This is a genomic window from Pseudoalteromonas sp. SMS1, assembly GCF_021530565.1.
Classification (GTDB): Bacteria; Pseudomonadota; Gammaproteobacteria; order Enterobacterales; family Alteromonadaceae; genus Pseudoalteromonas.
In genome coordinates, this window is sequence record NZ_JAKGBI010000035.1 from 1 (window position 1) to 24,137 (window position 24,137).

Here is a 24,137-nt window from a genome sequence, read left to right on the forward strand (position 1 = left end):
CACGTCATTTTCTAACTCGGGCACTGCTTCCTGCTGCGTGACGTCTTCACCGGCGTCGGCCAATAAGTCATCGATGTCACCTAAATCGTCTTCATCAAGGTCAGCCTCTAGCGACGCATCCAACACGTCATTTTCTAACGCGGACGCTTCTTCTGATTCTGCGAGTAAATCCTCAATGTCATCGATATCTTCAAGTACAGAATCTTGCGGCATTTCAACTGGACGCTCTTCTGTCGCTTCTTCAGACAACTCACTTGCCGCATCTGCAAGCAATGCATCAATATCATCAACATCCGCTTCCTCGGCCCCCTCATCTTGAATATCAGCCTCAAGGCTCTCTTCCTCTACCTGCGCAAGTAAGGCATCGATGTCATCTTCAGCGGCTACTTCCTCTGATTGCTCTGCTTCTGCAATCAAGTTGTCAATATCTTGCTGCTCTTCACTCACAGACTCTGTTGCGGTGTTGTCGATCAAGTCATCTATATCACCCAACTCGAACGTATCATCTACATCACTTGGGTCATCTTCGTCTAGTGCCCCATCCAACAAGTCGTCAATGTCGTCTGCACTTAATATACTATCTGTATCCACTTCGTCTTCGACAACTTCAGCAGCTGGCGCGTCTGCTGCTTCATCGATCAGACCATCAATATCATCCAGGTCTAACGCATGATCCGTTGCGGGTTCTGTCGGCTCATCAGCAAGCTCTTCACTGAGTGCAGCCAACGCATCATCACTGACATCTAACGTATCGTCTTGGTCATCCCCAACTTCATTGAACAAATCGTCAATATCATCTGCACTTAGAATTTCGTCACCGTCAGAAGCATTGTCATCCACATCTAACGTGACTTCATCTCCAAGTGCATCGTCGGCTTCATCAAAGCTCTGTTGAAGGAAATCGTCTAAATCATCGCCGCCTTCCGCGGTATCTGATTCATCATCAAAGACAATATCGTCACTTAGTAAACTGTCTAACTCGTCCTGATCGAGCGTGCTGCTGCCACTTTCAAACCCATCATCCTCGTCCAAAGAATCAAAAACAATATCATCGTCATCAGGTAAAATGTCATCATCGAGCTGCACACTCTCATCCAATGGCGTGATTTCATCAGCAATTGGCATATCTAAATCTAAAGGATCTACAGCGGCTGTCGCGGCTGCTGTTGCGGCGCCCGCTGTCGCAGCAGCAGTAGCCGGTGCTTGCGGCAAGAAATCGTCTTCGTCATTCACCGCTTCACTCGCTTGCTTACGCTTGCGTAAGAACATCACAAGTCCACCAATGACAAGTAAAGCCGGAATGGTTGCTAATAAAGCAATAACTAAAGGATTAGATAGCATCTTGCCAAAACCAGCTTCTTCTTGCGCCATTTTTTGCGCTTCTTGCTGAGCAATCATCTCGCTCTGCATATCTATCACAACTTTTAATTGTTGTTGGATTTCACTGTCTTTGCCGAGCTGATCTCTCACATTCTGCAATTCGTCAGAAATATCGCCGAGCTGTTTTCTCAGTTCGTTGTTTTCTTCTAAAATTTCCTCAACACTGCGAACTGAGGACTTGAACTCATTTTGCAATTCAAGCAGCTTGGAATCTTGTTCCATCCTGAGATTTCTAAGCTGGTTGGTGAGTTCTTTTTGCGCCTGCTCAACATCCACTTTGCGCGCCTGCGTCACGCGTTTTTTCGCAGCCTCAATATCCGCTTGATTTAACGTGCCATTTTTCTTGCGCTCCCAAAGTACGTCGTCTTGATCAGACTTTTGCTTTGCAATTGATGGGTTTACTCGACGTATTTCGGCCAAAGTTGGAATGCGTAGATAGGCACCATCGCGCATGTGGTTTAAGTTTTGGTCTAAAAACGCATTGGGGTTTTTGTCGTACAGCGCCTTCATCACCTGATAGACAGAAACAGAATCATCCGGCCTAATTTTCTGCGCAATTCGCCACAAAGTATCAGATGATCTGATGGGTCCGACGGATCGGCCTTCAAGCCCATAATCAACGCCTTTGGGACCCTTCAACACCGTACCTTCTTGAGTGTAAACGGGAGATGTTATGAAAGCCAATGCTAGGATACAAAATAAGGCTAAACCGCGCATGCTGTTCCTTTGTTTCAGGTGACCACTTACTCAACCAGTAAGCGAATAAAAAATTTGCTCATCTTTGCTTTTGCAAGCTCTGTTCCAATTGCAAACTATAAACCAGTTGTAAGGGAATATCCATTGCCAACGTATTGAATCTTAACATCGGGATGGTACTTTAGTATTGAATTGAAAATGTTTTATAAATCAGGAAGGTGGTAAATAGAATTGATTTTAAGTCGATGAGGGGCAAAATGCTGCCATACAGGTTTTGCCCCACACTTCAATTACAAGTAATTTGCGACTAACTCTTCAGCGATCTGAATGCTATTTGTTGCAGCGCCTTTACGGGTATTATCTGACACCACCCATAAGTTTAACCCCATTGGGTGGGAAATATCCGCTCTTAGACGGCCAACATACACGGTATCGTTGCCACTGGCATCTCCTACTGGTGTTGGATAATCTCGCTCATCTTCGATTAGCTCAATACCCGGTGCCTCACTGAGAAGTTGCTTCACATGCTCCAAATCGAAAGGCATACGTGTCTCTAAGTGAATAGCTTCAGCGTGACCAAAGAACACCGGTACACGCACAGCGGTTGGGTTGACCATCACACTGCTATCACCCAAGATTTTTTGAGTTTCCCACACCATTTTCATTTCTTCTTTGGTGTAGCCATTATCTTGAAATACATCAATTTGTGGGATCACATTGAATGCAATCTGCTTCGGGAATACTTCATTTTCCATCGGCCTTGCATTCATTAAGTTGGCCGTTTGTTTCGCCAGCTCATCTACGGCCTCTTTGCCCGCGCCAGATACTGCTTGATAGGTAGACACATTGATGCGATCAATGCCGTATGCGTCATAAATCGGTTTGAGTGCTACCATCATTTGAATTGTTGAGCAATTTGGATTTGCAATAATGTTACGGTTTCTAAAGTCTGCCAAACTCTGCGCATTCACCTCAGGAACAACCAATGGTATATCATAGTCGTATCTGAAATGAGATGTATTGTCGATCACCACACAACCCGCATCGGCTGCGATGGGCGCATATTTTTCTGACACACTACCGCCAGCCGAAAACAACCCTATATGAGCTTGTGAAAAGTCGAACTCTTCCACATCTAATACAGTGACTTTTTCACCCATAAAGTCAATTTCTTCACCAGCACTTCGGCTGCTTGCCAACGGAAATAATTTATCTACTGGAAATTTTCTTTCTGCTAGCGTTTCAATAATTTGCTTGCCGACTAGGCCTGTTGCGCCAAGTACCGCCACGTTAAATTTTTGCGACATGCTTATTCCTCATTCATTTCTGTGCGAAAGCCTAATTGCTGCAATTTTGGTTGATGTGCAAATGGGACTGAAATATTCAGTGTAGAAAACTCTCTTCTCACTGGGTATTGTTTACGCAGTACATCAAACCCCTGACTTTCTAAATTCGCTCGCATTAAACCATTATCACGGCGAATATCATAGATCAGATGCACAATACGTCCATAATCTGTCTCGGATAGCGTTTCATTCAGCTGGCATTGACTTACAACAGGTGTTGGTAAAAAGGCGTCTAATCGTTTGTTCGCAGTCACCCCTAAAGTCTGACACAGTGCTTCATAGAGCATCTGGGTTCCCCTCGCTTTACCTTCGAGCGTATGCCCAGCTATGTGTACCGATGCATACAAACACCAGTCCATTAACTCAGTTAAAATCGTCGGTTCGTTTTCCCATACATCCAATATGAGCTCAAGTTCTTGGCCAGCTTGTTTAGCCTGCAGCAACGCGTGATTATCAATCACATCACCGCGACTCGCATTTATCACCAGCATGCCAGGTTTTAAACCTTTTATTCTTTGCGCATTTAGCAGATGTTTAGTTTGGTGTTCGCCTGATTTAACCAGTGGTACATGAAATGTCACAAAGTCAGCTTCAGCCAGAGCAGTATCAATATCAACATGCTCACACAAGGCGCCTTGTTGTGCACGAACTGGGTCACACAAAATCAATTCAATACCACTTTGTTGTAACTTCTGCTGAAGGCACTGACCAATATTACCCACCCCCACAATTGCCAGCTTCTTCCCCTTCAACTCAACGTTGCGATCTTGGCTGTAAGCATATAACGCACTAATGACATACTCTGCTACAGCAATCGCATTACAGCCTGGCGCACTTGAAAACGCGATGTCCCGCGCTTTCAAATATGCCTGATCAATATGGTCTACGCCGATGGTCGCTGTACCTACAAATTTTATTGCGTGGGCGCCTGCTAGCAAAGATTGATTTACTTTGGTAATCGACCGTGTCAGCAATACATCCGCTTCTCGCACTTGTTCGGCGGTGATGGTACGACCATCGTATCGCTCCACCTCCCCCAGACTTGAGAAAAACTCTTCTACCAAAGGCATGTTTTGATCAGCCAAGATCTTCATTAAATTTATTCCTACACATTGCACGGAGCTCTATTGTAACTCAGCTCAGGATAAGACCCTAGTTTCGCCTTGACCCTATACCCAATGCAATGAACATCAAACATAACAAAAATAATACCAAGAGTTTGACACTGGGTTGCTCTGAAATATTGATCATTGGACTGAAGACAAACGCTTGGACATTACACCAAGCAAGGAAAAAAGCCGTATGCTGCGCCCCGACATAGGCATAACATGCACAGGCTATACTACTGATAAAGTTTATAAAAACTGCATTTTCATAGACTTCAACACTGAGTAGCATGGCAGTAAATGAAATCATAATGATACATATATTACTCAATTGCATAAATATCCCCTCCTTAGAACATTTTCGTAATATAGATAAGTTTACAAATTTAGCAATTGAACAATTTTTAAGTGATTTGGCTTATTGGCCAAGTAAAAATCTGGCTTCTAAAATGAACAATAACAGGCTTTTTTGCTTGAAATAACTGGTCAGACAAGCTAGCCTAACCATGTGGTCAGACCTCTAATAAGGAAGAACAACATGACACTTTTATTCATCCTCGCTTTGATAGCCCTAGTCAGTGTGGCTTGTTATCATCGCGCTAGCTGGAATACCTGCCTAGGTGTTGCTGCTGCAACGCTTGTGGTTGGCACGTTTGCCGATGCCTTTGGTGCTTTGTCTTGGCTTATCTTTTTAGCCATCACAGTGCCTTTTTCTGTCACTAATATTCGTCAACAGTATGTCGTCGCGCCGCTTTTTAAAGCATTTAAAAAAGTGACGCCGACCATGTCTGAAACTGAAAAGTCAGCCATTGATGCCGGAACCACTTGGTGGGAAGCTGATTTGTTTTGTGGCAATCCTAACTGGAATAAGTTGCATCAATTTCCAAAACCAAGACTAACCGCTGAAGAACAAGCTTTCTTAAATGGTCCAGTCGAAGAAGTATGTGCCATGTTGGATGATTGGGAAGCAACGCATGAGCTGACCGATCTACCTCAAGATGTTTGGCAATACCTAAAAGACAATAAGTTTTTCGCAATGATCATCAAGAAACAATACGGTGGTCTTGAGTTTTCGGCCTATGCACAATCTTGTGTGTTACAAAAACTAACAAGTAAATCGACACTACTTTCCTCCATCGTTGGTGTACCAAACTCCCTAGGCCCGGGTGAGTTGTTGCAACACTACGGTACTGAAGCGCAAAAGGACCATTACTTACCACGCCTAGCCGTGGGTGATGAGATCCCATGTTTTGCCCTCACCTCCCCGGAAGCTGGATCCGATGCGTCATCAATTCCTGATTTTGGTGTGGTATGTAAAGGTGAATGGGAAGGTCAAGAAACCCTTGGTATCCGTTTAACTTGGAATAAACGCTACATTACGTTAGCCCCCGTTTCAACGGTGCTTGGGCTAGCATTTAAAATGCAAGACCCTGATGGATTATTGGGCGATAAAAAAGACATTGGTATCACTTGTGCACTTATCCCGACGTCAACGCCAGGTGTAGAAATCGGCCGCCGTCACTTCCCTCTCAACGTGCCATTTCAAAATGGACCGACGCGTGGTAATGACGTATTTGTTCCACTGGACTTCATTATTGGCGGCCCGAAAATGGCGGGGCAAGGCTGGCGTATGCTGGTTGAATGCCTGTCTGTAGGACGAGTAATTACATTACCTTCGAATTCAACGGGCGGCATCAAAACGCTGGCGTTGGCGAGCGGTGCATACAGCCGAATTCGTCGTCAGTTCAAATTACCAATCGGTAAGATGGAAGGCATTGAAGAAGCCCTCTCTAAACTTGGCGGTTACGCGTACAGTAGTGATGCGGCACTCAGTATGTCTACAGGCGCCGTAGATGCAGGCGAGAAACCGTCGGTCATCTCAGCGATTTTGAAATACCACCTTACCGAACAAATGCGCGCATCAACGATCCACGCAATGGATATTCATGGTGGCAAGGGCATCTGCCTTGGTCCAAATAACTACTTAGGTCGTGGCTATCAAGGTGCGCCAATTGCCATCACTGTAGAGGGTGCGAACATCCTTACTCGCAATATGATTATTTACGGTCAGGGCGCTATCCGCTGTCACCCATTTGTACTTGCTGAATTAAACGCATGTAATATCAAAGACAAACAAGAGGCATTAGACAGCTTCGATAAAGCATTGATGGGCCACATCGGTTTTACAATCTCAAACCTTGTGCGTACTAAGTGGCTGGCGATTACAGACGGTCGTTTCAGTAAAGTGCCATTCAATGATGAAACCGCAGAGTACTACCGTAACGCCGCGAGATTCAGTGCTTCATTGGCACTAATGTCAGATATTTGTATGGCCGTATTCGGTGGTTCACTGAAGCGTAAAGAGCGTATTTCTGCACGTTTAGGCGACTTACTTAGCTACCTGTACTTAGTGTCTGCGACGTTGAAACGCTATAACGATGAAGGTCGTCGTAAAGAAGATTTACCCTTCGTTAAATGGGCATGTCAGGAGCATCTATATCTGTGCCAAAGAGCCCTTGCAGATCTGATCAACAATATGCCGTCAATGGCTTTGCGTGGCGCGCTCAAGCTGATGCTCTTCCCATTTGGCCGTCCCGTGCGTAAGCCAACCGACGAAATGGAACATGATATTGCTAAACTGCTGCAAACACCCAATGAATCTCGTGATCGTCTAGCGAGCTATATTTACACGACAGATGAACCATTAAATTTAATTGGTAAACAAGAACAAACTTTAAAAGATATCCTAGCTGTAGAGCCGATTTTCGATAAAGTATGTCGTGCAAAAGACCAAAAGCTACCATTTATGCAATTAGATAAAGTTGCCCAAATGGGCCTAGACGGTGGTATTTTAACGCAACAAGAAGCGGACTCACTTGCAGCCGTTGAAGCGAAACGCCTCGCGGTTATCAATGTAGATGATTTTGATCCAGCAGAGTTACTTGCCGGTAAGGCACGCGTTGTTGACAGTAATGCGAATGCCGCTTAACTAAAGCGGCAAAAAGAAAAGGCCGCGCTTGCGGCCTTTTTTATTTTTAGCTTAACCATACAGAGGAGATTAAAAGCGAGTCATACAATACACGCCCAATCGGTCTGCGATATAATTTACTCCAGTTATCCAAACAACACTTTGCTCAGCATGATGCTAATCACTAAAGTGGCCCAGACCAACGCAAGGCTTTTTGGTCGCTTAACGATGCTCCACATCATTAAAGGGCTTGAAAGTAAGACCACAATTTCAAACACACCAATGCCCAATAGCAATACGCCAATGAGCCATGTGATGACACAACACAACATTACCACACAATATTGACTTCGCTGCATAACTGCCAACATGGCAAGGCTTTGCCAAAAGCCATGGTGTAAAGCGATTTGCTTATTCGTGTCGAGCAGCAAACTGCTCCACCATAATAAATTGAATAACAGTGCCATCACACTGTAATAACTGCTCAAATCGGGACGTTCGGTAATTATTATTAACGCGCACCAATACGTCAGCGTGCTAACGCCTATGCGCCATAGCAACATCCAAGGCTGCTCAATAATAAGCTGTAACCAAAAACCATATGAAGATATTACCTTCACTTTGTAATGCATACGTCGTGGCTTTACCCAAGCCCCGACCAACATCATGGTAAATAACGCAAAGAAATAGACCATGACATCGTCGATCACATAGATCATCCCTACTGCTGTACACAACGTCAAGATTACGGCATAGGGGCGATAAAGCTGAAGCACAGCCAGCAAACACTGTAAAAGCATAAACACCAGTAGGTGCGGTGCTTGTAAAAGATTGGACCACCCCATAGAGATGGCCATCACACACGCAGCCAAAAACAAGAGATGACACAATAATAATAGGCCATTGTCCGCAACAACTTTGTGGATACGATTGCCTAGTAATGTGCTATGAAATGCACGTCGAGCACTGTCAAGAATTGCATCTTTAAGCGTCTGAATTAACAGACTCTGCATCAGTAGAAAACCAAATGACACTGCCATTGTCAGATGCACAGAGTCACTTTCCACCAACTTTCCAAGCCCAAAAAATATAGCCATGACGAGGCTGGGTAAATAGATAAAAAACATGGCACTGACGAGCAACGTAAATTGTTCAAGTTGCTTTCTCAATTCCCGCAACTCGGTCTTAAATGCTTGGAGTCGATATGAGTAGTAATGCAGCATACATTTTCCTAATCAGCAAATAAGGGCTGGCGCTCAAAGCCGATCTTGAAAAAAACCTCGGGATCGTGACAACTCATCAAAATTTGATTGTTAGTCGTGTTGAGATATTCAACCAACCGTTCAACACTGCGCGCATCGAGCGCTGCACTGGGTTCATCCAAAATTAGATACGGTGTATTTCGCATAATTGCATTGATAAGTTGTAGCTTTTTTAAATTGCCAGATGAAAGCGCGCTGATACGAGTGTCTAAAAACGCTGAAAATTGCAACACAGAAATGAGCTCGTGAGGCATAGAACAGCCCCAGCTTTTCATTGTCATACGGAGTACTTGTCGGGCCGTTAGAAAACCCGGAAACTCGATGGCATCAGATGCTAATGCCACAACACGCTGGGGCTCGCTATGTTGCTCACCATTCAGTAAAATTTTGCCATGATATGCGCGATCTAACCCTGCAATTAGGGTGAAAAGTGTACTTTTCCCGAGCCCATTTGCAGCTTCAACACAAATTCTCGGTGCCTGAAATACGGCACTATAGTTGTCAAAAACTGGATCTAGCAGGAATATTTTGGTCAGATTTTGAATGCTTATCATAGGCCCTCGAACGCCACTTTTTCGTCGATACTAACAAACAAGGACCTAAATAAGGAATCTAAAAAGTGTTTCTAAACATATCTAATAAGCCCTATTGAACGCGCTTAAAAGCGCGTCCTGCGTACTCAGACTCAAAGGTTTCGATGGCTCCACGCTTTTGCATTGTCACAAACACTTGACGCCCTTTTTCTCCACCAAAAGCAACATTAGTTGGGAACTGCCCCGTGAGTTTAACCTTACGTAATAGTTGTCCTGCAGGTGAGATAATGACCACCTCACCTGCACCATAACGCGCAATATACAAATTCCCCTGTTCATCGGTACGCATCCCATCTAGACCATGATCCGAGAATTGGTAGAATAACCGCGCATCTCCAAGTACACCATTGGGTTTGATCGGGAATGCCCAAACTCGCCTTTGCACACTTTCATTGACATACAAGACTTTATTGTCTGGACTTATCTCAATACCATTGGTGGTACCCATATTGGCTTTTAACCGTGTTACCTGACCACTCGTATCAATACGCCAAAGTTGACCATTGCCTTGTTGCCAGTTTGGGTCACTGGCAAATAAAGTGCCATCATCACTGATTGCAATATCATTTGGTTGATTCATGGCCGGTTCATGCGCATACACTGTAACGGTTTTCTCCGGTGTAACACGTAAAATGTTATGACCGGTATAATCTGCAATATACATATTCCCAACGCTATCAAAACGGAGACCATTCCCTATGCTGCCGCTGGGTAACGTCAAAAATAAGCTTGCTACTCCCTCGCTATTTACCTGCCCAATCGTGCCTTGCTGTGCGTAATTTACCGCATACAGCACCCCATTTTTATCCACCGCGGGGCCTTCTACGCCTTGAGTAAAAACACCGTCTGTCACCCAGTCTTGAGCTTTATAAAGATGCGACTCACTAGTATGACTTAATTGACAACCAGATATGAAACCCACAGCAAGTAACGCCATACGCTTGATTACTTTCATGCTCATTCCCTGTAAAAAGTTTTAGTATGCAATCCATATCAAAAGATGTGAATTGAGATTTATTCACCCCAATAACGTTTGCGCCTAAAACAAATACCGTCCCTTTAAGATCAGGCTATTCTCCTCTGGGGAAGTCCAATTGTTTTTAACGCGATCCAACCACGCTTGCTGGCCAATTTGGCCACTTTCTAACTGGGCCAAATGGGCGCCCCCTCTACGATAAACAAGGTATATGTCCGAATAAGCCCCCATACGATAACGCAATTTAAATTGTGACATCAGACGCGTATCCTCAAAGCTTGTATCTAAGTGTGAATTTTTACGTAGCCCAGCCACGTCAATCTCATAGACACCTTTTGTTCTAGCCTCCAGAACAGACCACTGTATTGTTGCCGAAAACTCTAAGTTATCCGCAATCAGTGCATTTGCTTCGAGTGTATTGATAAATAGCGTTCTATCATACTCTGACAATTGATTTTTTTGCGTGGCCACTAACCAACCATCACCATCGCGAAAATAGTTATTAAACTTGATATTCCAATGTGCATGCGGCATCCAAGTCATATCTAGTGCCAGCTGTATCGCATCGCCACTCAAACCTTCTTGATCGAACTCCACGCTGGCAGCCCAACTGAACACGCCAGTATATGGGCTCTGATACAGAACACGACTCTCGAGCGCACTCGGCTGCTGAAAAGGCATACTTTGAGCGCCAATATTGTCTTGCCAGCCAGAGCGCACAGTATCTAAATGGAAAGTCCACTGAGTGCCATTTTCCATCATGAGCTGAGCCTTGTACCCTTGACGTGCAGGTAACTTTAGTCCCGAGGCATTGGTTTCATAACTCAGATCGAATGTATGCGTTATGCGTGTTATCCAGTCATTATCCATATTTACAGCATGGTCATAAGATAACTTCGCGTACTGCCAATTATTACGCTTCATATATCCCATATCGCGATTATCAAAGCGGCTATCTAAACGTAAAAACTGTCCTTCGAGTTGTCTATTAGGTGTAAATTGATACCCTAAATTGATAGATACCCCGTTCCCAGTCTGCGAGGAGTGTTGGTCAACATGACTCACCAGCACAGCACTTTGAACAGACCACTTTTCGTCTTGATACTGGCTATCCCAAGCGAGGCTGTTTGCGTTTCGTGCTAAGAAAGGCCGTTCAACATGGGTTGCTAAAATGCCAGACTGCCAATTCTTTGATCGATAGCTATATCTGGCTGCATAAAAATCCTTTCCGGCCCCGCTCTCTAAACTGTTTTCTTGGACAGCAAATCCTCCCCACTGCGCATTTTCCCCTTGATGCACAAACCGCACAGCCGCATCAATGGGTGTGATAAGCTCACGCATGTCGTCACTCCCAGCACCGATTCTACGCGTGTGGATGAGCTTTGTATCTTGTAAAGCACCAATACTGAACACACTGATGTCTTGAGTGAAAAATGGCCGCTTGTCAGTGCGTAGCGTCTCAATTGCGGAGTAATTAACATCCACATCATCACTGTCCACTTGTGCAAAATCGGGGTTAACGGCAAAAGACACGGTTTGATGATGGGCCGGTTTATAAAATAGATCAAAACCAATATCGGTTTCATGACTTTGGCCTTGACGTGGTTCAAAGTGACGCTGATAGCTCATATAGGGTACAAAGCTAAGCTGGCTTTGCTGCGGAATAGCAACCTCAACTTTTGGCATATTTATGAAAAAATCACTGTTGCCAATAGTTTGTTTCTGATTAGAAAATATATTATTTGATTTTAAATCATAGAGTTGAATTCCAATGCCAATCGTTGCACTACCGTTTGCATCAACCTTTGGTGAAAACGACACACTGTGCCAAGGTACAAATATCTCGTTCGACCAATATTCAGCGTGTTCATAAAATGCACTTTCCCAATCTCCATCCCAATCCGTGTCGGTTGTGCGCTGCGGCGTGACAACCGCATCTTGTTTGCCACCTCCCAGTGTTGCGGCAAATAAGTACGCACTGCTGCCATCTCCTGAAAAGTCCAAATAGACACGATTAAACTCTCCCTGCATAAAGCCATCTTGCAAGTTAAATTGCTTTTTACGTTGCGTTACTGGTTGGTAATTTGTAATACCGACATAGATCCCCTGCTCATTCGCCAACACTTTCGCATTCACTCTGCTTTTAGATACGCGGTGTGTTGCAGGCACAACTTGATAAAACGTTGTAAAGTCGATAGCCGACTGCCAAGCTAACTCATCAAGCATGCCATCTATAGATATTTGCGCAGCAAAACTTGCTGGTGCATTCAGTACCATCCCTAGGGTGAAAAGACTTTGCTTAAACACTTTCATCCTACTACTCCAAATAACTGATATAACATTGTTACTAAAGCAAAAATTTTGGAGTGAAAACCTTATTTTTATCTGAAGAATGGCGTAATAAAGCTGAATAAGATTGACTTTACTCTGAGGCCCGTTACCTTTAGATGAACCTATATTGATAACAAGCTTGGCAGGAGGCCCTCGTGAGTCCCGCTCTACCTAATTCCTTAAACGAAGCGACCAAAGCAGCCCCAGTACGCTTTGGCTTTTTGCACTGGTACTTTGACAGCGAAAAAGATGAACTATGGAATGGAGAGACAAACTCAGTTAGCAAGCTCGAACCTCAAGTTGCTAGACTGCTGACAATTTTGCTCACACAACAAGGTCTTGTAATTAGTCGGGCAGCACTCAATGAGGCACTCTGGCCAAATACCATTGTAGAGGCGAATAGCCTATATCAATTATTGACAAAGTTGCGTAAAGAACTAAAAGATAATGCGCGTAGCCCCATTTATATAAAAACAGTACCTAAAAAAGGCTACTTATTTTTACCCGATATCAAGATTGAGCCAGCCCTCAAGACGTATGAAGCACAGGCAGTTGAGACTGTAGATATCATTACAGCCCCTGTATCTCTGCTCACAACTATCAAAGCTAAGTTACTTAAACACTGTTGGGCATTTATCTTTGCAACCTGCGCCTGTTTTAGCGCCATTGCTTTTTTTTCGTCCACGCCCTCAGAAATTCAACCGCCTCATTATGAGCGTCATGATATTACCTATGACCTTGGTGTGGAATTTAATATTGCCGCCCATGCGGACAGAGATTTACTAGCCTATGTAGAAAAATTTAATACATTGGAAATCACTGATAAGTCAGGCAAAAAACTGTTTAAACAGACCTTTGGTACACGCGTTGCTCACCCCACATGGCATCCCACAGAAGAAAAGTTGGCCTTTTGGCAGTACTTAGAAGATGCGTGCATCCTACATATTAGCGATGGCACAGCATCGATTTTACATAGCAGCCAACCAATTTCTTGTCACCTCGTCACTGCGCCATCATGGAAATCAGATAAAGAGTTAGTACTTACCATCAAAGAAAATCAAGGTAACCTAGCTTATCTATACCGCTATGAACAGAATCAACTGGTACAGATCCCTTTGCCAAGGAAGCCAGATGAAAGCTACATTGGCGCAGTACGCGCATGGGCGGGACAAATCTATTACTTAATAGTCGATACGAATTATCACACTAGACTGGTTTCGCTTGACGGCAAAGTACATATGTTGTGGGATTTTCCACTGTGGTTATTTAATTTTGACCCAGCACAACAAAGTATTATCAGTAATGATGGGAGTGCCCACCACAACCTCATAGGCAAATATCGTAGTGGACAAACCTATCCTATATTTGCCACCACGCAAGGGATGTTTTCTAGCTTGTCTGTAGACAAAATAGGCAATATCTACACCGCAGCAGAAAGCTGGCAAGTCAATATCCGCGATGAATATAACCTGCCCATATTTTCAAGCTCAAGTTATGACTATTTACCAGTCACAAACAAGCTCGGGGAAACTGTGTTTATGTCCCGTAGAACAGGCTACTGTGAAATTTATTTACACACTGGCAATCAGGTCAAGCAGCTTTCTTTTCATAAAGGGTACGAATATGTCGACTTTTTAGCGTGGGATCCAAAGCTGAGCAAAATTCTCGCAAACCGAGATCGCATGTTGGTTCTATATGATAGAAACGATGTACTCACCAGTTTCCATAGTCAACACCAAAAGCCACTCAAGCAGTTTGGATGGCATAACAATCACACAATATGGTCCAGTGATGGTAAGCATGTCCATACGTTCAATTTAGATGGCCATTTACTCAGTAGAACGCGATTTGAATCCGAATTCATCACCTACCATGTTGAGGACAGTAATTGGGTAGTTGTAAAAGATGGCAATTTATACCGCGCAGCTTCCCTAATTAATTTTAATGAACAAAAGCAATTGCTGGCAGAATTACCCAGTGATGCCCTGAACGCGATACGAAATCCCAGACTCAAAAATGGCCAGCTGTATTGGCAATCGTCTTGGTCCAAGACAGACCTTATTTGGAAAGCATCGCTGACAGCTCCTTTTCAAGTCACCAATATTAAAAAAGAGCCGTTAATCTGGCATTATGACATTGCGCCTGATGGAGCTTTGCTTGTCGCAAAAATGGAATCTGTCGAATCCGATATCAAACTCATTAAACCGCGAATTCAATAACCACACTGACCACATACCACACATTGAGCCAGCGTTTCTAACCCAGTACGCTGGTGACATTTTGCAAGTTGACAAATGCACTCGCTGACCGTTTCTTATTTCACTCCATAATCATTATACTTTTTAGTGATAAAAATAGGCTGACATAACAACAAATGGTGAAATAACTATGATGCGCTCTAAGTATTTGGGATTAGCAATCCCATTGCTACTCACTGCTTGCTTTGATGGCAGTGAAAACAATAGTGAAGTGGTAACCCCTAGCCCAGAAATAGAACAAGTGCCGAACGTGGCACTTACCGAAATAAAAACCCCATCACAAACCTTGTATCAACCAGGTCAGCCAATTTCTCTAGACTTTTCCATTGAAACAACACAACTAGATACCCAGCATATTGGTGTTACCTTTATGGCGATTCCCAGAGAAAAGGTTGCGCAATTAGAGACTGAAGAGCAGCCAGAAGGCTATAACTTAGGCACTCACTATATTGAACAGTTACAACCTGGTGTGCAAACCCTCTCTGCAACACTTATGTTTCCAAATGAGCAAATGCCAAGTGGCGAGTTTTTAATTGCCGCTTATGTGGATAGCGCGAAAGTTATTCCAAATGAAGCAGACCTCACTGACAACCGCTCGCGTGGTCATGATAGCAACGACTTAGTTACCTATGCCGCAGTGACTATGGATGCCTCTCACTTCCATGACTTTGTACTGGATAGGGCCGTCGTTGGTGACGGATTTGCAATGTTCCCTGATATTGGTCAAAGAGAGACTTCCTCCGAAGGTCAACCAAACCAAAAGCGCTCTGATATCATCGGCCATCTTGATGCCAGCAAGTTTGGTAATACGGCGAATACCGCTGAAGTCACCGCTGAAATCATCGTGGATGAGCAATCTTACACTGCCCACTTTTGGCAAGAAGGCCAAGACCATTACGCAGAGAAAATGCACATTTCGTTTACGCAATTTGAGCAAAGTCACTACTTCCCTTATGACATTGCTATAAACGGCGTATTACTGCATAAGATTCAACAAGCGTTTGATCCAAACTCGAGTGGAAACACACTACAAATTCGTTTTACCTTACATGATACTTCAGAGTTTGACGAAGCAAATACCAATAACAACACGCTGACAATCGATGTGCCATACAGCTTATATCAGGATACAACGCCAAGTGATGAGCTGTTGGCAAAACACAATTTGCCTAGCTTATCAGGCGACGATACCGCAAACAGAGCATCGCGCAGTGTCGCACCAACTCAAGATCTAAGCCTTACGTTATCACAGCAAACCGACGAGCAATTTGTATTATTGGACTTGTTTGGCAATACCTACGGTGACAAGTCAAAAGTGGCCGTTGTGCCAAGTTTTTTATCATTGATCATCTTAAAAGCAACTGATGGTGGCTACGCCTGGGCATCAACAGGCGGCGGGTTTGACCTGTATATGTTTGACGACAGTGTTGACCTTTTCTCCGCTGGCGCAAGCGGAATAGCGGATGGGGCAAATGGCACTTTGAGCTATGCAATGGGGGTGTCTTTTTTGGGTAACTCATTGATTGCAGATTCAGATTCTGTCACTGCACTTGATGAAAGCTATACCCATGATTGGAGTGAGGAGCAAAAACTCTTTTCTGCCACTTTTACCATCGCGATTGTGCCTGTCAGTGTCTCTGCTGGTGTGAAAGGTGAAGTGGGGGTTGGCACCGATCTCAAATACGAAGAGCAACGCTTTAGCATCGGCGGTGACGTCCTAACGGCAAGCTTAGATGCATATGCTACAGCGGGGATTGACTTGTTAATTGCGAGCGGTGGGATAGGCATTGACTTCCTAATCATTTCAGAAACACTCTCTGCCACGGCTTACACCGATATCAGTAAAGCAATCAGTGATTCTGAGATCAGTTATGGCATCGACATCAGTAATCATATGAAAGCGATTGAAGGTGAACTATACCTGTGGGTTAAGTATCCTGGCTATGAATTTTGCTGTTCATTTCCAACCAAAACAGCCACCAAAACGCTGTATGACACAGGCGCACTGTATAATAAAACTTGGCAGATGCTAGATTATAGCGACAGCATTAAATTTTAATAGAGTAAAGTATGAACCGGGTTATTCCATTACTACTTTGCACACTGACACTGCCTTTTGGCAGTGTCAGTGCCAGCGAAAACTGTGCTCGCTGGGGCGATTTTACAACGCATGCAAATACCACTATGACAACACTGAACTCACCGAGCCAAAACCGCTTATCTGTTACTGGGCAATTGGTATATCGCCCCTTAATTAAAAGCGAGCAATTTTATTGGCTTGGCTTGCAACTCGCTTCAGCAACATTGTCGTTGGACAACACAGATATTCAAGCGCGCTATTATGGTGTCCCCTTTGCCGTTAAAATTGCTGCACTATCAGGTGATGTACTTCAATACCATTTTGCCGCCAAGCTAAAGCCTGAAGATGAGCAAAAGCTGATTGCCATTTATCAGCAATTTCATGTAGAGCACTTAAAAAAATATGACCTGCAAAGCCCACTCATCATCGAAGAGAGCGATAACTTAGGGCGCTATAAAATTCGTTATCAAGCGCTTGAAAACGGCGCAATCGAAAAGCACAAATTGCACTACACCATGACAACACAAGGCACTCAGCTGTTCGCATTTAAAAAGCCTGAAATCAAGCAAGATGACTTTACTTTTACTCAATCTAGGTGTTGGATAGAGCAGTTCGAAGGGTTTAACAATACCCGTGTAGAAAGCGAAAAGGGAGACATTCGCATCGATGTTGCACAGTCCATAAAGTACATCGCAAAACATGATCCTATTGCTTCTGATATCGCACTGATGTCTTTACCGATGGACCCGCTTAAGTGGCCGCTCCTCTCAGCAGAACGAGTCTACCCTAGGCCACTCCCCGTTCCACTAGATAGCGCCACGGCATTTACCAATTTATTGCTAAATAAAGATTTACGTGCCTTATCAAGCGATGAGTTGTTACAACTGCTGTATGACAATCAGATATACCTCGCGTCACTCCACGCGTTAATTAAACAACATGCCTTTGAAGACAAGCAGCTAAGTCGATTGCTGTTGATGATTGGTAAAAGTGATTCCCGCAATGCTCAGCAACTGTTGGGGGCGCTATACCTAGATCTGGATTTGGATAAGAACCAGCGCTTTCGCAGCTTGATGGCCTTAAAGTATGCAGAGCAGCCATTGCCTTCGGAGTTAATTGATCAGCTTTATGAACATATCGACAGCGATGAGCTCAATAAAACAGATACTAAACTGGCCCGTACAGCCTTAATGGTAATGGGTATTATTGCTAAAAACCAAGCAGGCAGCGAATTTGCCGAACAACTGACCGCCTCATTGGCTGACAGACTGGTCACAACGCGAGATACTCACAAGCAGGCAACGTTGCTAAATGCACTTGGTAACAGTGCCGATGCGACGCATCAAGAGCGTATTTCTAAGTTTTTAGACAACAGCAATGCCAACTTACGTGCTACAGCCGCTGAGGCCCTTGGCAAGATGCCCAATGAGATTAGCCTCGGTTATATCGAGAAGTCTTTAAAAACAGAGTCAGACATTCAAACAAAGCAAGCACTGCTGTTTGCAATGGGCAACAATCACCTCAGTGAAGCTCAAGTAGATGACGTCCTCAAATTTGCACAGAAACATCAAGGGAATGAAGTTCGTGTCGCAGCAATCAATGCCGCAGCAAAGCAACGCGAACACCAAAGTGAAATCTTAGACAAACTCAAACCACTTTTAAAGCAAGAACGTGACCAACAAGTGCTAAGAGCGCTTATGCAAGCAATTCACGGCAATAAATAATCTTTATAGGGGCTGGATAGCCCCTATCTCTTCATATCTCCATACAGTCCTTTGCAGTGTCGCCACTCACCCACAACAGAGTCGGTTTTAAACATCTATGTGTGAAAAATGAATGCAAAGAAGTACGGCAAAGTTTAAAACTGTTGGGATAACTGAGAAAGGGAAAGCTTTTTTGAAATGGCGGAGTGGACGGGACTCGAACCCGCGACCCCCGGCGTGACAGGCCGGTATTCTAACCAACTGAACTACCACTCCGCAGTGGTATGCATATGTTCTTTTAAGATATCAAATGGCGGAGTGGACGGGACTCGAACCCGCGACCCCCGGCGTGACAGGCCGGTATTCTAACCAACTGAACTACCACTCCGCAGAGATATCTTATACGCTAAATGGCGGAGTGGACGGGACTCGAACCCGCGACCCCCGGCGTGACAGGCCGGTATTCTAACCAACTGAACTACCACTCCGCAGTAAGCGTATTGTCATATTTTTTTGCTAAAACACTAAAAGCCAAATGGCGGAGTGGACGGGACTCGAACCCGCGACCCCCGGCGTGACAGGCCGGTATTCTAACCAACTGAACTACCACTCCAAGTGATTTAGCTTGCTTCTTTAATTAAATGGCGGAGTGGACGGGACTCGAACCCGCGACCCCCGGCGTGACAGGCCGGTATTCTAACCAACTGAACTACCACTCCAAAGAAGCAATGCACATATGTAAGCGGTTGGCGGAGTGGACGGGACTCGAACCCGCGACCCCCGGCGTGACAGGCCGGTATTCTAACCAACTGAACTACCACTCCAGCTTACATCGCAATACAAAATTTATTGGCGGAGTGGACGGGACTCGAACCCGCGACCCCCGGCGTGACAGGCCGGTATTCTAACCAACTGAACTACCACTCCGCGATAATTTTGTATTTCACTGACAAGGTGTGCTCCCTGACAGCGGCGTGAATAATACGAATGACCCCTTTCAGAGTCAACTATTTTTTTGAAAAAAACTGCATTTTTAACGATTAATGACGTTACTCGCTGAAAATTACATCAGCTTGCCTATTCTACAAGCAGGTTTGAAGCATCGAACCGTAAAAACAACTCATCTCGGTATCTCCACTGAAGAAGCCGATTGTCAACTTTTGTCATCTGACATAGATAAATTAAGTACATCTCCTGAGTCAGAACCTGCTGTATCTTCTTTTTCGCCACCCGCACTTTCAGGTTCAAGCTCATCTAAGTCCATGTTTGGTTTTTTCTTCAGAAAGGGAATAGAAGTAGGCAAAGGAACTGCAAACTTTAATGGTTTATTTTGTACAAAAACGCGGATCACTAACCAACCGAGAATCAATATCAATACATTGCCTGCTACCACAATGAACACTATCAAACCGGTATTTACTTCTGGCTCTTCGGGTACCTGTGGTTGCATCAGCTCTTCTGGTGTGACGGGTTTTGTCAATTCGGGCACTTTTTCAATTGGGCGTTCAATTTCAAAGTTATAATCCGGAATTGAGGCCATAAATTCTCGGCCATTTATATTTTCACCAAATGCGGCAAGCTGCACGCTATAACGGCCCCAGTCATAATTTTTGATTTGTAATTGGCGGTAAAAACGCGTTTCTTCGTTGAGGGTATACACCTGCTCTTCGCCATTTGGGTAAAGTATTTTACCCTGTAGGATCACTGTTTCTGGTTTAATAATGTCTTTATTCAGTTTGATCACGAGCTCGTGTTCAAACTCTTCGTCGTCAGCAAGCTGTAATTCAAAAGTAAAAGGCGGTTCCGCTATCACGATTGGATCTTTCACCACGCGACGCTTTAGTATCGGGGTTTCAATAAAAAATTCCGGCTGCCATTCTCCGGCAGGAAATGTCAGCTTAAACTCGCCCGTAAAGACCCCATCTAGCGGCCGCTCATCAAAATCCCGACCATCATCTTTGAAATCCGTGACGCTTTGCGTACCAGCGCCAAAATTGGCATATGCTTCATTGTTGGTACTGACAAATTCGACGAATAAGGTCACAACATCTCGAAAGTAACCGACATCCACTGGTTTGCCATCATTGGTTACCTTGCCATTGACTTTAAGCATTTCACCACGAAATAGCAGTGGTGGAAGCGGATCTACGACTAACTCGATATCTCCCAGTACCATTATTCTGCTGTCTCTTTTTATTTGACCAAGCACTTGCCACGGTCCAGGCATCGGTTTATCTATGATAATTAAGTCATAGCTGATTTCATCAAACCACTCTAGAGACTCATCTTTAACGGCGTGAATTGAATAAATTTTACTGCCATCAGGGCGTACTAGCACAACCGCAGGCGCCCCCGTCGACCGAAAAAACAATAAAGTAATTTTTTCGACGTTATGATCAATGCGAAAGCGGTTATCTAACAGCGGGATCTCATTGGATACGCCATCGCGTTCTAGCATCGTAATATCAGGGGTTTCTGACAGAGCACTTAAACTGAGAAAAATGCTAAAAACCGCTATCCAAACTCGCATTGATTCTTACCTCTTTATTGCTGCCATAAGCTTTGCCCACATGCTTTATTAACAATCTCCATTCGCTCGGTGTGTGCCAGTTCTTCTGCTTCACTGGCGTGCAGCACACGCAGCGGTGGCCTGTCAGCCGCAAGTCTGCGGATACCTCCGCTCCCCGCTTGCTGCGCACCGTCTAACTGCTGGGCAAGATTGAGTTTCTTTTGACCCCCAGTCATTGCCAAATATACATCCGACAGAATCTCGGAATCCAGTAATGCGCCGTGCAGGGTCCGTTTCGAGTTATCTATGTCATAACGTCGGCATAATGCATCTAAGCTGTTCTTCTGACCTGGATGCAAATCACGCGCCATTACGAGCGTATCTAACACGTCACAAACATCATCCGTCGCAGGGAACCCTTGATTTAGCATCGCGAATTCATGGTCCATAAAGCCGACGTCGAACGGCGCATTGTGGATTACCAGCTCTGCCCCTTCGATATAGTCAAGAAACTCCTGCGCAACTTGATGGAAGAACGGTTTACCACGCAGAAACTCATTGGTAATACCGTGCACATCGATCGCCTCTTCTTCGATGTCTCGCTGAGGATTAATATAAACATGGAAGTTGTTGCCAGTGAGCCGCCTGTTCACCAATTCAACACACCCTATTTCGATGATTCTATGTCCGGCTTTGGGATCGATGCCGGTGGTTTCTGTATCCAGAACTATCTGACGCTTTACCATGGTTAATAATCTCTAAACTGCATTTTTCTCTATCCGTTTTTATTTTAACTTACTTTCGCCTTCGTGACATTGCCTAATCGCTCTCCCTTTTCAATCACTGGTTTTGGGACAACTGGATTTGTCCTTATCATTCACAGGCTACGGAAAACGACCGATTCAACCATCAACTCTACATTGAAGCTAAAATCACGACTCTCTAACGAAACCGACCTCACTTCAACGGCAAGCAGGTAGTCCCGTTTTAAAGTAATCGAATTATTCAATACTACCTCATACCAACTATATTCAATCAGTAACCCAAGCGTGAGTTGACCCCCTTGTTTCGCCGACTCTGTAAGCACACTCTGAGTCCCTCCTCACCCTTAAGGTAGAGACGCACACCATCATGCACTAACAGTGCCAAAGCTTAATTTCATTGGCTTTACGAGTTTGGGCAAAGTCAAACTCATGCCGAAATAATGTGCTAGCACAGGTTACCCCTTATACTCTTTGCTTAAAAAGGTCTGTTTAACTCCCTCGCTACATCCCAGTCGCCCTTTTTTCAGAAATGTGCACCTGAATAGAAATAGGGACGTTGTGCCACATGGAATTTATCATGTTTCTGCCGAGGACACTTTGAGTCACTTCAATGTCTAAACTGGTGTGATACTACGCACCTTGACAATAAAAAACGCTCTTTCCTCCAAGCATAGGCCACGGTCAAATTTGTACCGGCCTGTAAAAACACATAAAGTAACAACCTACAAAGACTATTTATTGCCCGCCCGACTTGCAACCAACCAAATTGCCTCAATAAAGCCCCTTAAACGTCATAGGGTTGGACAGCATACATTGATCAACTCGCATTCAGATAGCATGGTTTTTTCTTTTTTGCATACCGTTGGCAGTCTATCTTTGCTATGGTTAGCCTCTATCTGCCCACTCCATATAAAACAGGCGAATTCGTGCAAAACACCGTAGAAATTTATACAGATGGTTCATGTCTTGGCAACCCCGGTCCTGGCGGCTATGGGATCTATTTAAGCTACCAAGGTCATGAGAAGCAACTGCAACAAGGGTATCAGTTAACTACCAACAATCGCATGGAGATGTTGGCTGCCATCGTTGCATTGGAGACACTCACCCGCCCTTGCCAAGTGGTACTTTATACTGACAGTCAATACGTCAAACAGGGCATTGAATCTTGGATAGAAAATTGGAAGAAGCGCAATTGGAAAACCGCGTCAAAACAACCAGTCAAAAATGTAGACCTTTGGCAACGACTCGATAGTGCTTGCCAAAGACACCAGGTAGAATGGCGGTGGGTCAAAGGTCATGCTGGCAATAAATACAATGAACTCGTCGATGACCTAGCCAGAGATGCGGCATCTCAAGAGGAACTGCTCGAAGACAGTGGATACATCGCCCAGTCATAATCACATTACTCGCGCGTGCGGCTGTGTTTCAACCGGGCGCCTTTGACTGCCGGGGTCCATTTTGGTCTGGCATGCCACTTAGGTTTGATTGGCGTTAATGGCGTGACACGCTTTCTCGCTACGATCATGTAAACGCTGCCCATTGGCTTTAAATAATGGCGACAAAACCGCCGCCAAGGCGCAAATCGAGACAATCGAGAACCTCGCGCCAAGGATGCATGAATAAAGCGTTCGTCAGTAATAATTTCAAAGCCCAAGAGATTGAGCCAATCTTTTACGCGTGAAGGTGTAAAAAAGCGTCCAGACCATGGCAGCTTTTCTCCACTAAACGGTAACATATGTGCCAGGCCGCACAGGCTAAAAGGGTTGAATCCGGTGAGTACAATGTAGCCCCCTGGAATTAACGTACGATGCGCCTCTCTTAAAATATGATGAGGGTCTGAGTGGTATTCTAAACAGTGTGACAATATACATGCGTCAACACTGTGCTCATAAAAAGGCAGTTCATCAATCTCCGCTATCACCCCGATACCTGCATGAGGTGCACTTGGAGAAATACAGATCTGGTGATCTATTGGGCTTTCTGATGTATCGAGCTGCCCGCTCAAACACCCAAGCTTCAACATATGGTATCCAAACATGCGCGGCAACCACCTTGCCATGCGACGTTCAATTCCAGCCCTGACATAATCACCATGAGGAAAATCACGCCAAGACTGTGGTATGGGCCCTTGCTGAAAACTTAATGCTGGTTTCATTACGTACGCT

Annotated in this window: 17 protein-coding genes and 7 tRNA genes; 5 read left to right on the forward strand and 19 right to left on the reverse strand. The window is 44.5% G+C overall.

Annotated elements, in window-relative coordinates; genetic code table 11:
* The 4 genes from L1286_RS23315 to L1286_RS23330 all read right to left on the reverse strand — a co-directional run.
* Nucleotides 1-2,097, reverse strand: a 2,097-nt coding sequence (locus L1286_RS23315) for a FimV/HubP family polar landmark protein (protein WP_328284245.1), incomplete at its 3' end; no start/stop codon positions are given.
* A 269-nt stretch (nucleotides 2,098-2,366) separates the two neighbouring features.
* Nucleotides 2,367-3,383 (reverse strand): aspartate-semialdehyde dehydrogenase, encoded by a 1,017-nt coding sequence (locus L1286_RS23320; RefSeq protein ID WP_235409428.1) that lies wholly within the window; start codon nucleotides 3,381-3,383, stop codon nucleotides 2,367-2,369.
* Between the two features lie 2 nt (nucleotides 3,384-3,385).
* Entirely contained in the window at nucleotides 3,386-4,516 is a 1,131-nt protein-coding gene (locus tag L1286_RS23325; RefSeq protein ID WP_235409429.1) for a 4-phosphoerythronate dehydrogenase, read from the reverse strand.
* 58 nt (nucleotides 4,517-4,574) lie between these two features.
* A complete protein-coding gene (locus tag L1286_RS23330) occupies nucleotides 4,575-4,865 on the reverse strand; it encodes a DUF6419 family natural product biosynthesis protein (protein ID WP_235409430.1) in 291 nt (96 codons plus the stop codon).
* A gap of 201 nt (nucleotides 4,866-5,066) precedes the next feature.
* Here L1286_RS23330 and fadE point away from each other — a divergent pair, with 201 nt between their 5' ends.
* Nucleotides 5,067-7,517 carry an acyl-CoA dehydrogenase FadE gene (gene fadE, locus L1286_RS23335; protein ID WP_235409431.1) on the forward strand — a complete coding sequence of 817 codons (2,451 nt, stop codon included), beginning with the start codon at nucleotides 5,067-5,069 and terminating at the stop codon, nucleotides 7,515-7,517.
* 125 nt (nucleotides 7,518-7,642) lie between these two features.
* Here fadE and L1286_RS23340 read toward each other — a convergent pair whose 3' ends face one another.
* The 4 genes from L1286_RS23340 to L1286_RS23355 form a co-directional block, all read right to left on the reverse strand.
* Complete coding sequence (locus L1286_RS23340; RefSeq protein WP_235409432.1) at nucleotides 7,643-8,719, reverse strand: DUF6136 family protein; 1,077 nt, start codon at nucleotides 8,717-8,719, stop codon at nucleotides 7,643-7,645.
* Nucleotides 8,720-8,727: 8 nt separating this feature from the next.
* A complete protein-coding gene (locus L1286_RS23345; RefSeq protein WP_235409433.1) occupies nucleotides 8,728-9,312 on the reverse strand; it encodes an ABC transporter ATP-binding protein in 585 nt (194 codons plus the stop codon).
* A gap of 91 nt (nucleotides 9,313-9,403) precedes the next feature.
* On the reverse strand, nucleotides 9,404-10,306 hold the full coding sequence (locus L1286_RS23350) for an SMP-30/gluconolactonase/LRE family protein (RefSeq protein WP_235409434.1): 903 nt from the start codon (nucleotides 10,304-10,306) through the stop codon (nucleotides 9,404-9,406).
* Between the two features lie 84 nt (nucleotides 10,307-10,390).
* The gene (locus L1286_RS23355; protein ID WP_235409435.1) at nucleotides 10,391-12,640 is read right to left on the reverse strand and encodes a DUF5916 domain-containing protein; all 2,250 of its coding nucleotides are present in this window, start codon (nucleotides 12,638-12,640) and stop codon (nucleotides 10,391-10,393) included.
* A 173-nt stretch (nucleotides 12,641-12,813) separates the two neighbouring features.
* Between L1286_RS23355 and L1286_RS23360 the strand changes: the two genes are divergently transcribed.
* The 3 genes from L1286_RS23360 (at nucleotide 12,814) to L1286_RS23370 (ending at nucleotide 18,720) form a co-directional block, all read left to right on the forward strand.
* Nucleotides 12,814-14,877, forward strand: a complete 2,064-nt coding sequence (locus L1286_RS23360; protein WP_235409436.1) for a winged helix-turn-helix domain-containing protein — start codon at nucleotides 12,814-12,816, stop codon at nucleotides 14,875-14,877.
* A gap of 169 nt (nucleotides 14,878-15,046) precedes the next feature.
* Entirely contained in the window at nucleotides 15,047-16,975 is a 1,929-nt protein-coding gene (locus L1286_RS23365; protein WP_235409437.1) for a hypothetical protein, read from the forward strand.
* An 11-nt stretch (nucleotides 16,976-16,986) separates the two neighbouring features.
* Nucleotides 16,987-18,720 carry a HEAT repeat domain-containing protein gene (locus tag L1286_RS23370; protein WP_235409438.1) on the forward strand — a complete coding sequence of 578 codons (1,734 nt, stop codon included), beginning with the start codon at nucleotides 16,987-16,989 and terminating at the stop codon, nucleotides 18,718-18,720.
* Nucleotides 18,721-18,898: 178 nt separating this feature from the next.
* Here the strand turns inward: L1286_RS23370 and L1286_RS23375 are convergent.
* The 10 genes from L1286_RS23375 to L1286_RS23420 form a co-directional block, all read right to left on the reverse strand.
* Nucleotides 18,899-18,975: transfer RNA gene (locus L1286_RS23375), tRNA-Asp, on the reverse strand.
* Nucleotides 18,976-19,010: 35 nt separating this feature from the next.
* Nucleotides 19,011-19,087: transfer RNA gene (locus L1286_RS23380), tRNA-Asp, on the reverse strand.
* 23 nt (nucleotides 19,088-19,110) lie between these two features.
* A tRNA-Asp gene (locus L1286_RS23385) sits at nucleotides 19,111-19,187 on the reverse strand.
* Nucleotides 19,188-19,235: 48 nt separating this feature from the next.
* Nucleotides 19,236-19,312, reverse strand: a tRNA-Asp gene (locus tag L1286_RS23390).
* A 29-nt stretch (nucleotides 19,313-19,341) separates the two neighbouring features.
* A tRNA-Asp gene (locus L1286_RS23395) sits at nucleotides 19,342-19,418 on the reverse strand.
* Between the two features lie 28 nt (nucleotides 19,419-19,446).
* Nucleotides 19,447-19,523: transfer RNA gene (locus L1286_RS23400), tRNA-Asp, on the reverse strand.
* Between the two features lie 26 nt (nucleotides 19,524-19,549).
* Nucleotides 19,550-19,626 (reverse strand) — tRNA-Asp (locus L1286_RS23405).
* A 226-nt stretch (nucleotides 19,627-19,852) separates the two neighbouring features.
* Nucleotides 19,853-21,229: a TIGR03503 family protein gene (locus tag L1286_RS23410; protein ID WP_235409439.1), complete on the reverse strand. Its 1,377-nt coding sequence runs from the start codon at nucleotides 21,227-21,229 to the stop codon at nucleotides 19,853-19,855.
* A 14-nt stretch (nucleotides 21,230-21,243) separates the two neighbouring features.
* Nucleotides 21,244-21,954: a DNA polymerase III subunit epsilon gene (dnaQ, locus tag L1286_RS23415; protein WP_235409440.1), complete on the reverse strand. Its 711-nt coding sequence runs from the start codon at nucleotides 21,952-21,954 to the stop codon at nucleotides 21,244-21,246.
* A gap of 131 nt (nucleotides 21,955-22,085) precedes the next feature.
* Complete coding sequence (locus L1286_RS23420) at nucleotides 22,086-22,295, reverse strand: hypothetical protein (RefSeq protein WP_235409441.1); 210 nt, start codon at nucleotides 22,293-22,295, stop codon at nucleotides 22,086-22,088.
* A 603-nt stretch (nucleotides 22,296-22,898) separates the two neighbouring features.
* On the opposite strand from L1286_RS23420, the gene rnhA reads away from it, so the two are divergent.
* On the forward strand, nucleotides 22,899-23,369 hold the full coding sequence (gene rnhA, locus L1286_RS23425; RefSeq protein WP_235409442.1) for a ribonuclease HI: 471 nt from the start codon (nucleotides 22,899-22,901) through the stop codon (nucleotides 23,367-23,369).
* Between the two features lie 5 nt (nucleotides 23,370-23,374).
* Here rnhA and L1286_RS23430 read toward each other — a convergent pair whose 3' ends face one another.
* The gene (locus L1286_RS23430) at nucleotides 23,375-24,127 is read right to left on the reverse strand and encodes a class I SAM-dependent methyltransferase (RefSeq protein ID WP_235409443.1); all 753 of its coding nucleotides are present in this window, start codon (nucleotides 24,125-24,127) and stop codon (nucleotides 23,375-23,377) included.
* Nucleotides 24,128-24,137 lie beyond the last annotated feature (10 nt).

Excerpts from the sequence above, each read along its gene's own strand:
- L1286_RS23370 (WP_235409438.1), top strand. The coding sequence starts at position 16,987 with ATGAACCGGGTTATTCCATTACTACTTTGCACACTGACACTGCCTTTT.
- fadE (WP_235409431.1), top strand. The coding sequence starts at position 5,067 with ATGACACTTTTATTCATCCTCGCTTTGATAGCCCTAGTCAGTGTGGCT.
- L1286_RS23350 (WP_235409434.1), bottom strand. The coding sequence starts at position 10,306 with ATGAAAGTAATCAAGCGTATGGCGTTACTTGCTGTGGGTTTCATATCT.
- L1286_RS23430 (WP_235409443.1), bottom strand. The coding sequence starts at position 24,127 with ATGAAACCAGCATTAAGTTTTCAGCAAGGGCCCATACCACAGTCTTGG.
- dnaQ (WP_235409440.1), bottom strand. The coding sequence starts at position 21,954 with ATGGTAAAGCGTCAGATAGTTCTGGATACAGAAACCACCGGCATCGAT.
- L1286_RS23340 (WP_235409432.1), bottom strand. The coding sequence starts at position 8,719 with ATGCTGCATTACTACTCATATCGACTCCAAGCATTTAAGACCGAGTTG.
- L1286_RS23325 (WP_235409429.1), bottom strand. The coding sequence starts at position 4,516 with ATGAAGATCTTGGCTGATCAAAACATGCCTTTGGTAGAAGAGTTTTTC.
- L1286_RS23365 (WP_235409437.1), top strand. The coding sequence starts at position 15,047 with ATGATGCGCTCTAAGTATTTGGGATTAGCAATCCCATTGCTACTCACT.
- L1286_RS23330 (WP_235409430.1), bottom strand. The coding sequence starts at position 4,865 with ATGCAATTGAGTAATATATGTATCATTATGATTTCATTTACTGCCATG.
- L1286_RS23355 (WP_235409435.1), bottom strand. The coding sequence starts at position 12,640 with ATGAAAGTGTTTAAGCAAAGTCTTTTCACCCTAGGGATGGTACTGAAT.
- L1286_RS23410 (WP_235409439.1), bottom strand. The coding sequence starts at position 21,229 with ATGCGAGTTTGGATAGCGGTTTTTAGCATTTTTCTCAGTTTAAGTGCT.
- L1286_RS23345 (WP_235409433.1), bottom strand. The coding sequence starts at position 9,312 with ATGATAAGCATTCAAAATCTGACCAAAATATTCCTGCTAGATCCAGTT.
- L1286_RS23320 (WP_235409428.1), bottom strand. The coding sequence starts at position 3,383 with ATGTCGCAAAAATTTAACGTGGCGGTACTTGGCGCAACAGGCCTAGTC.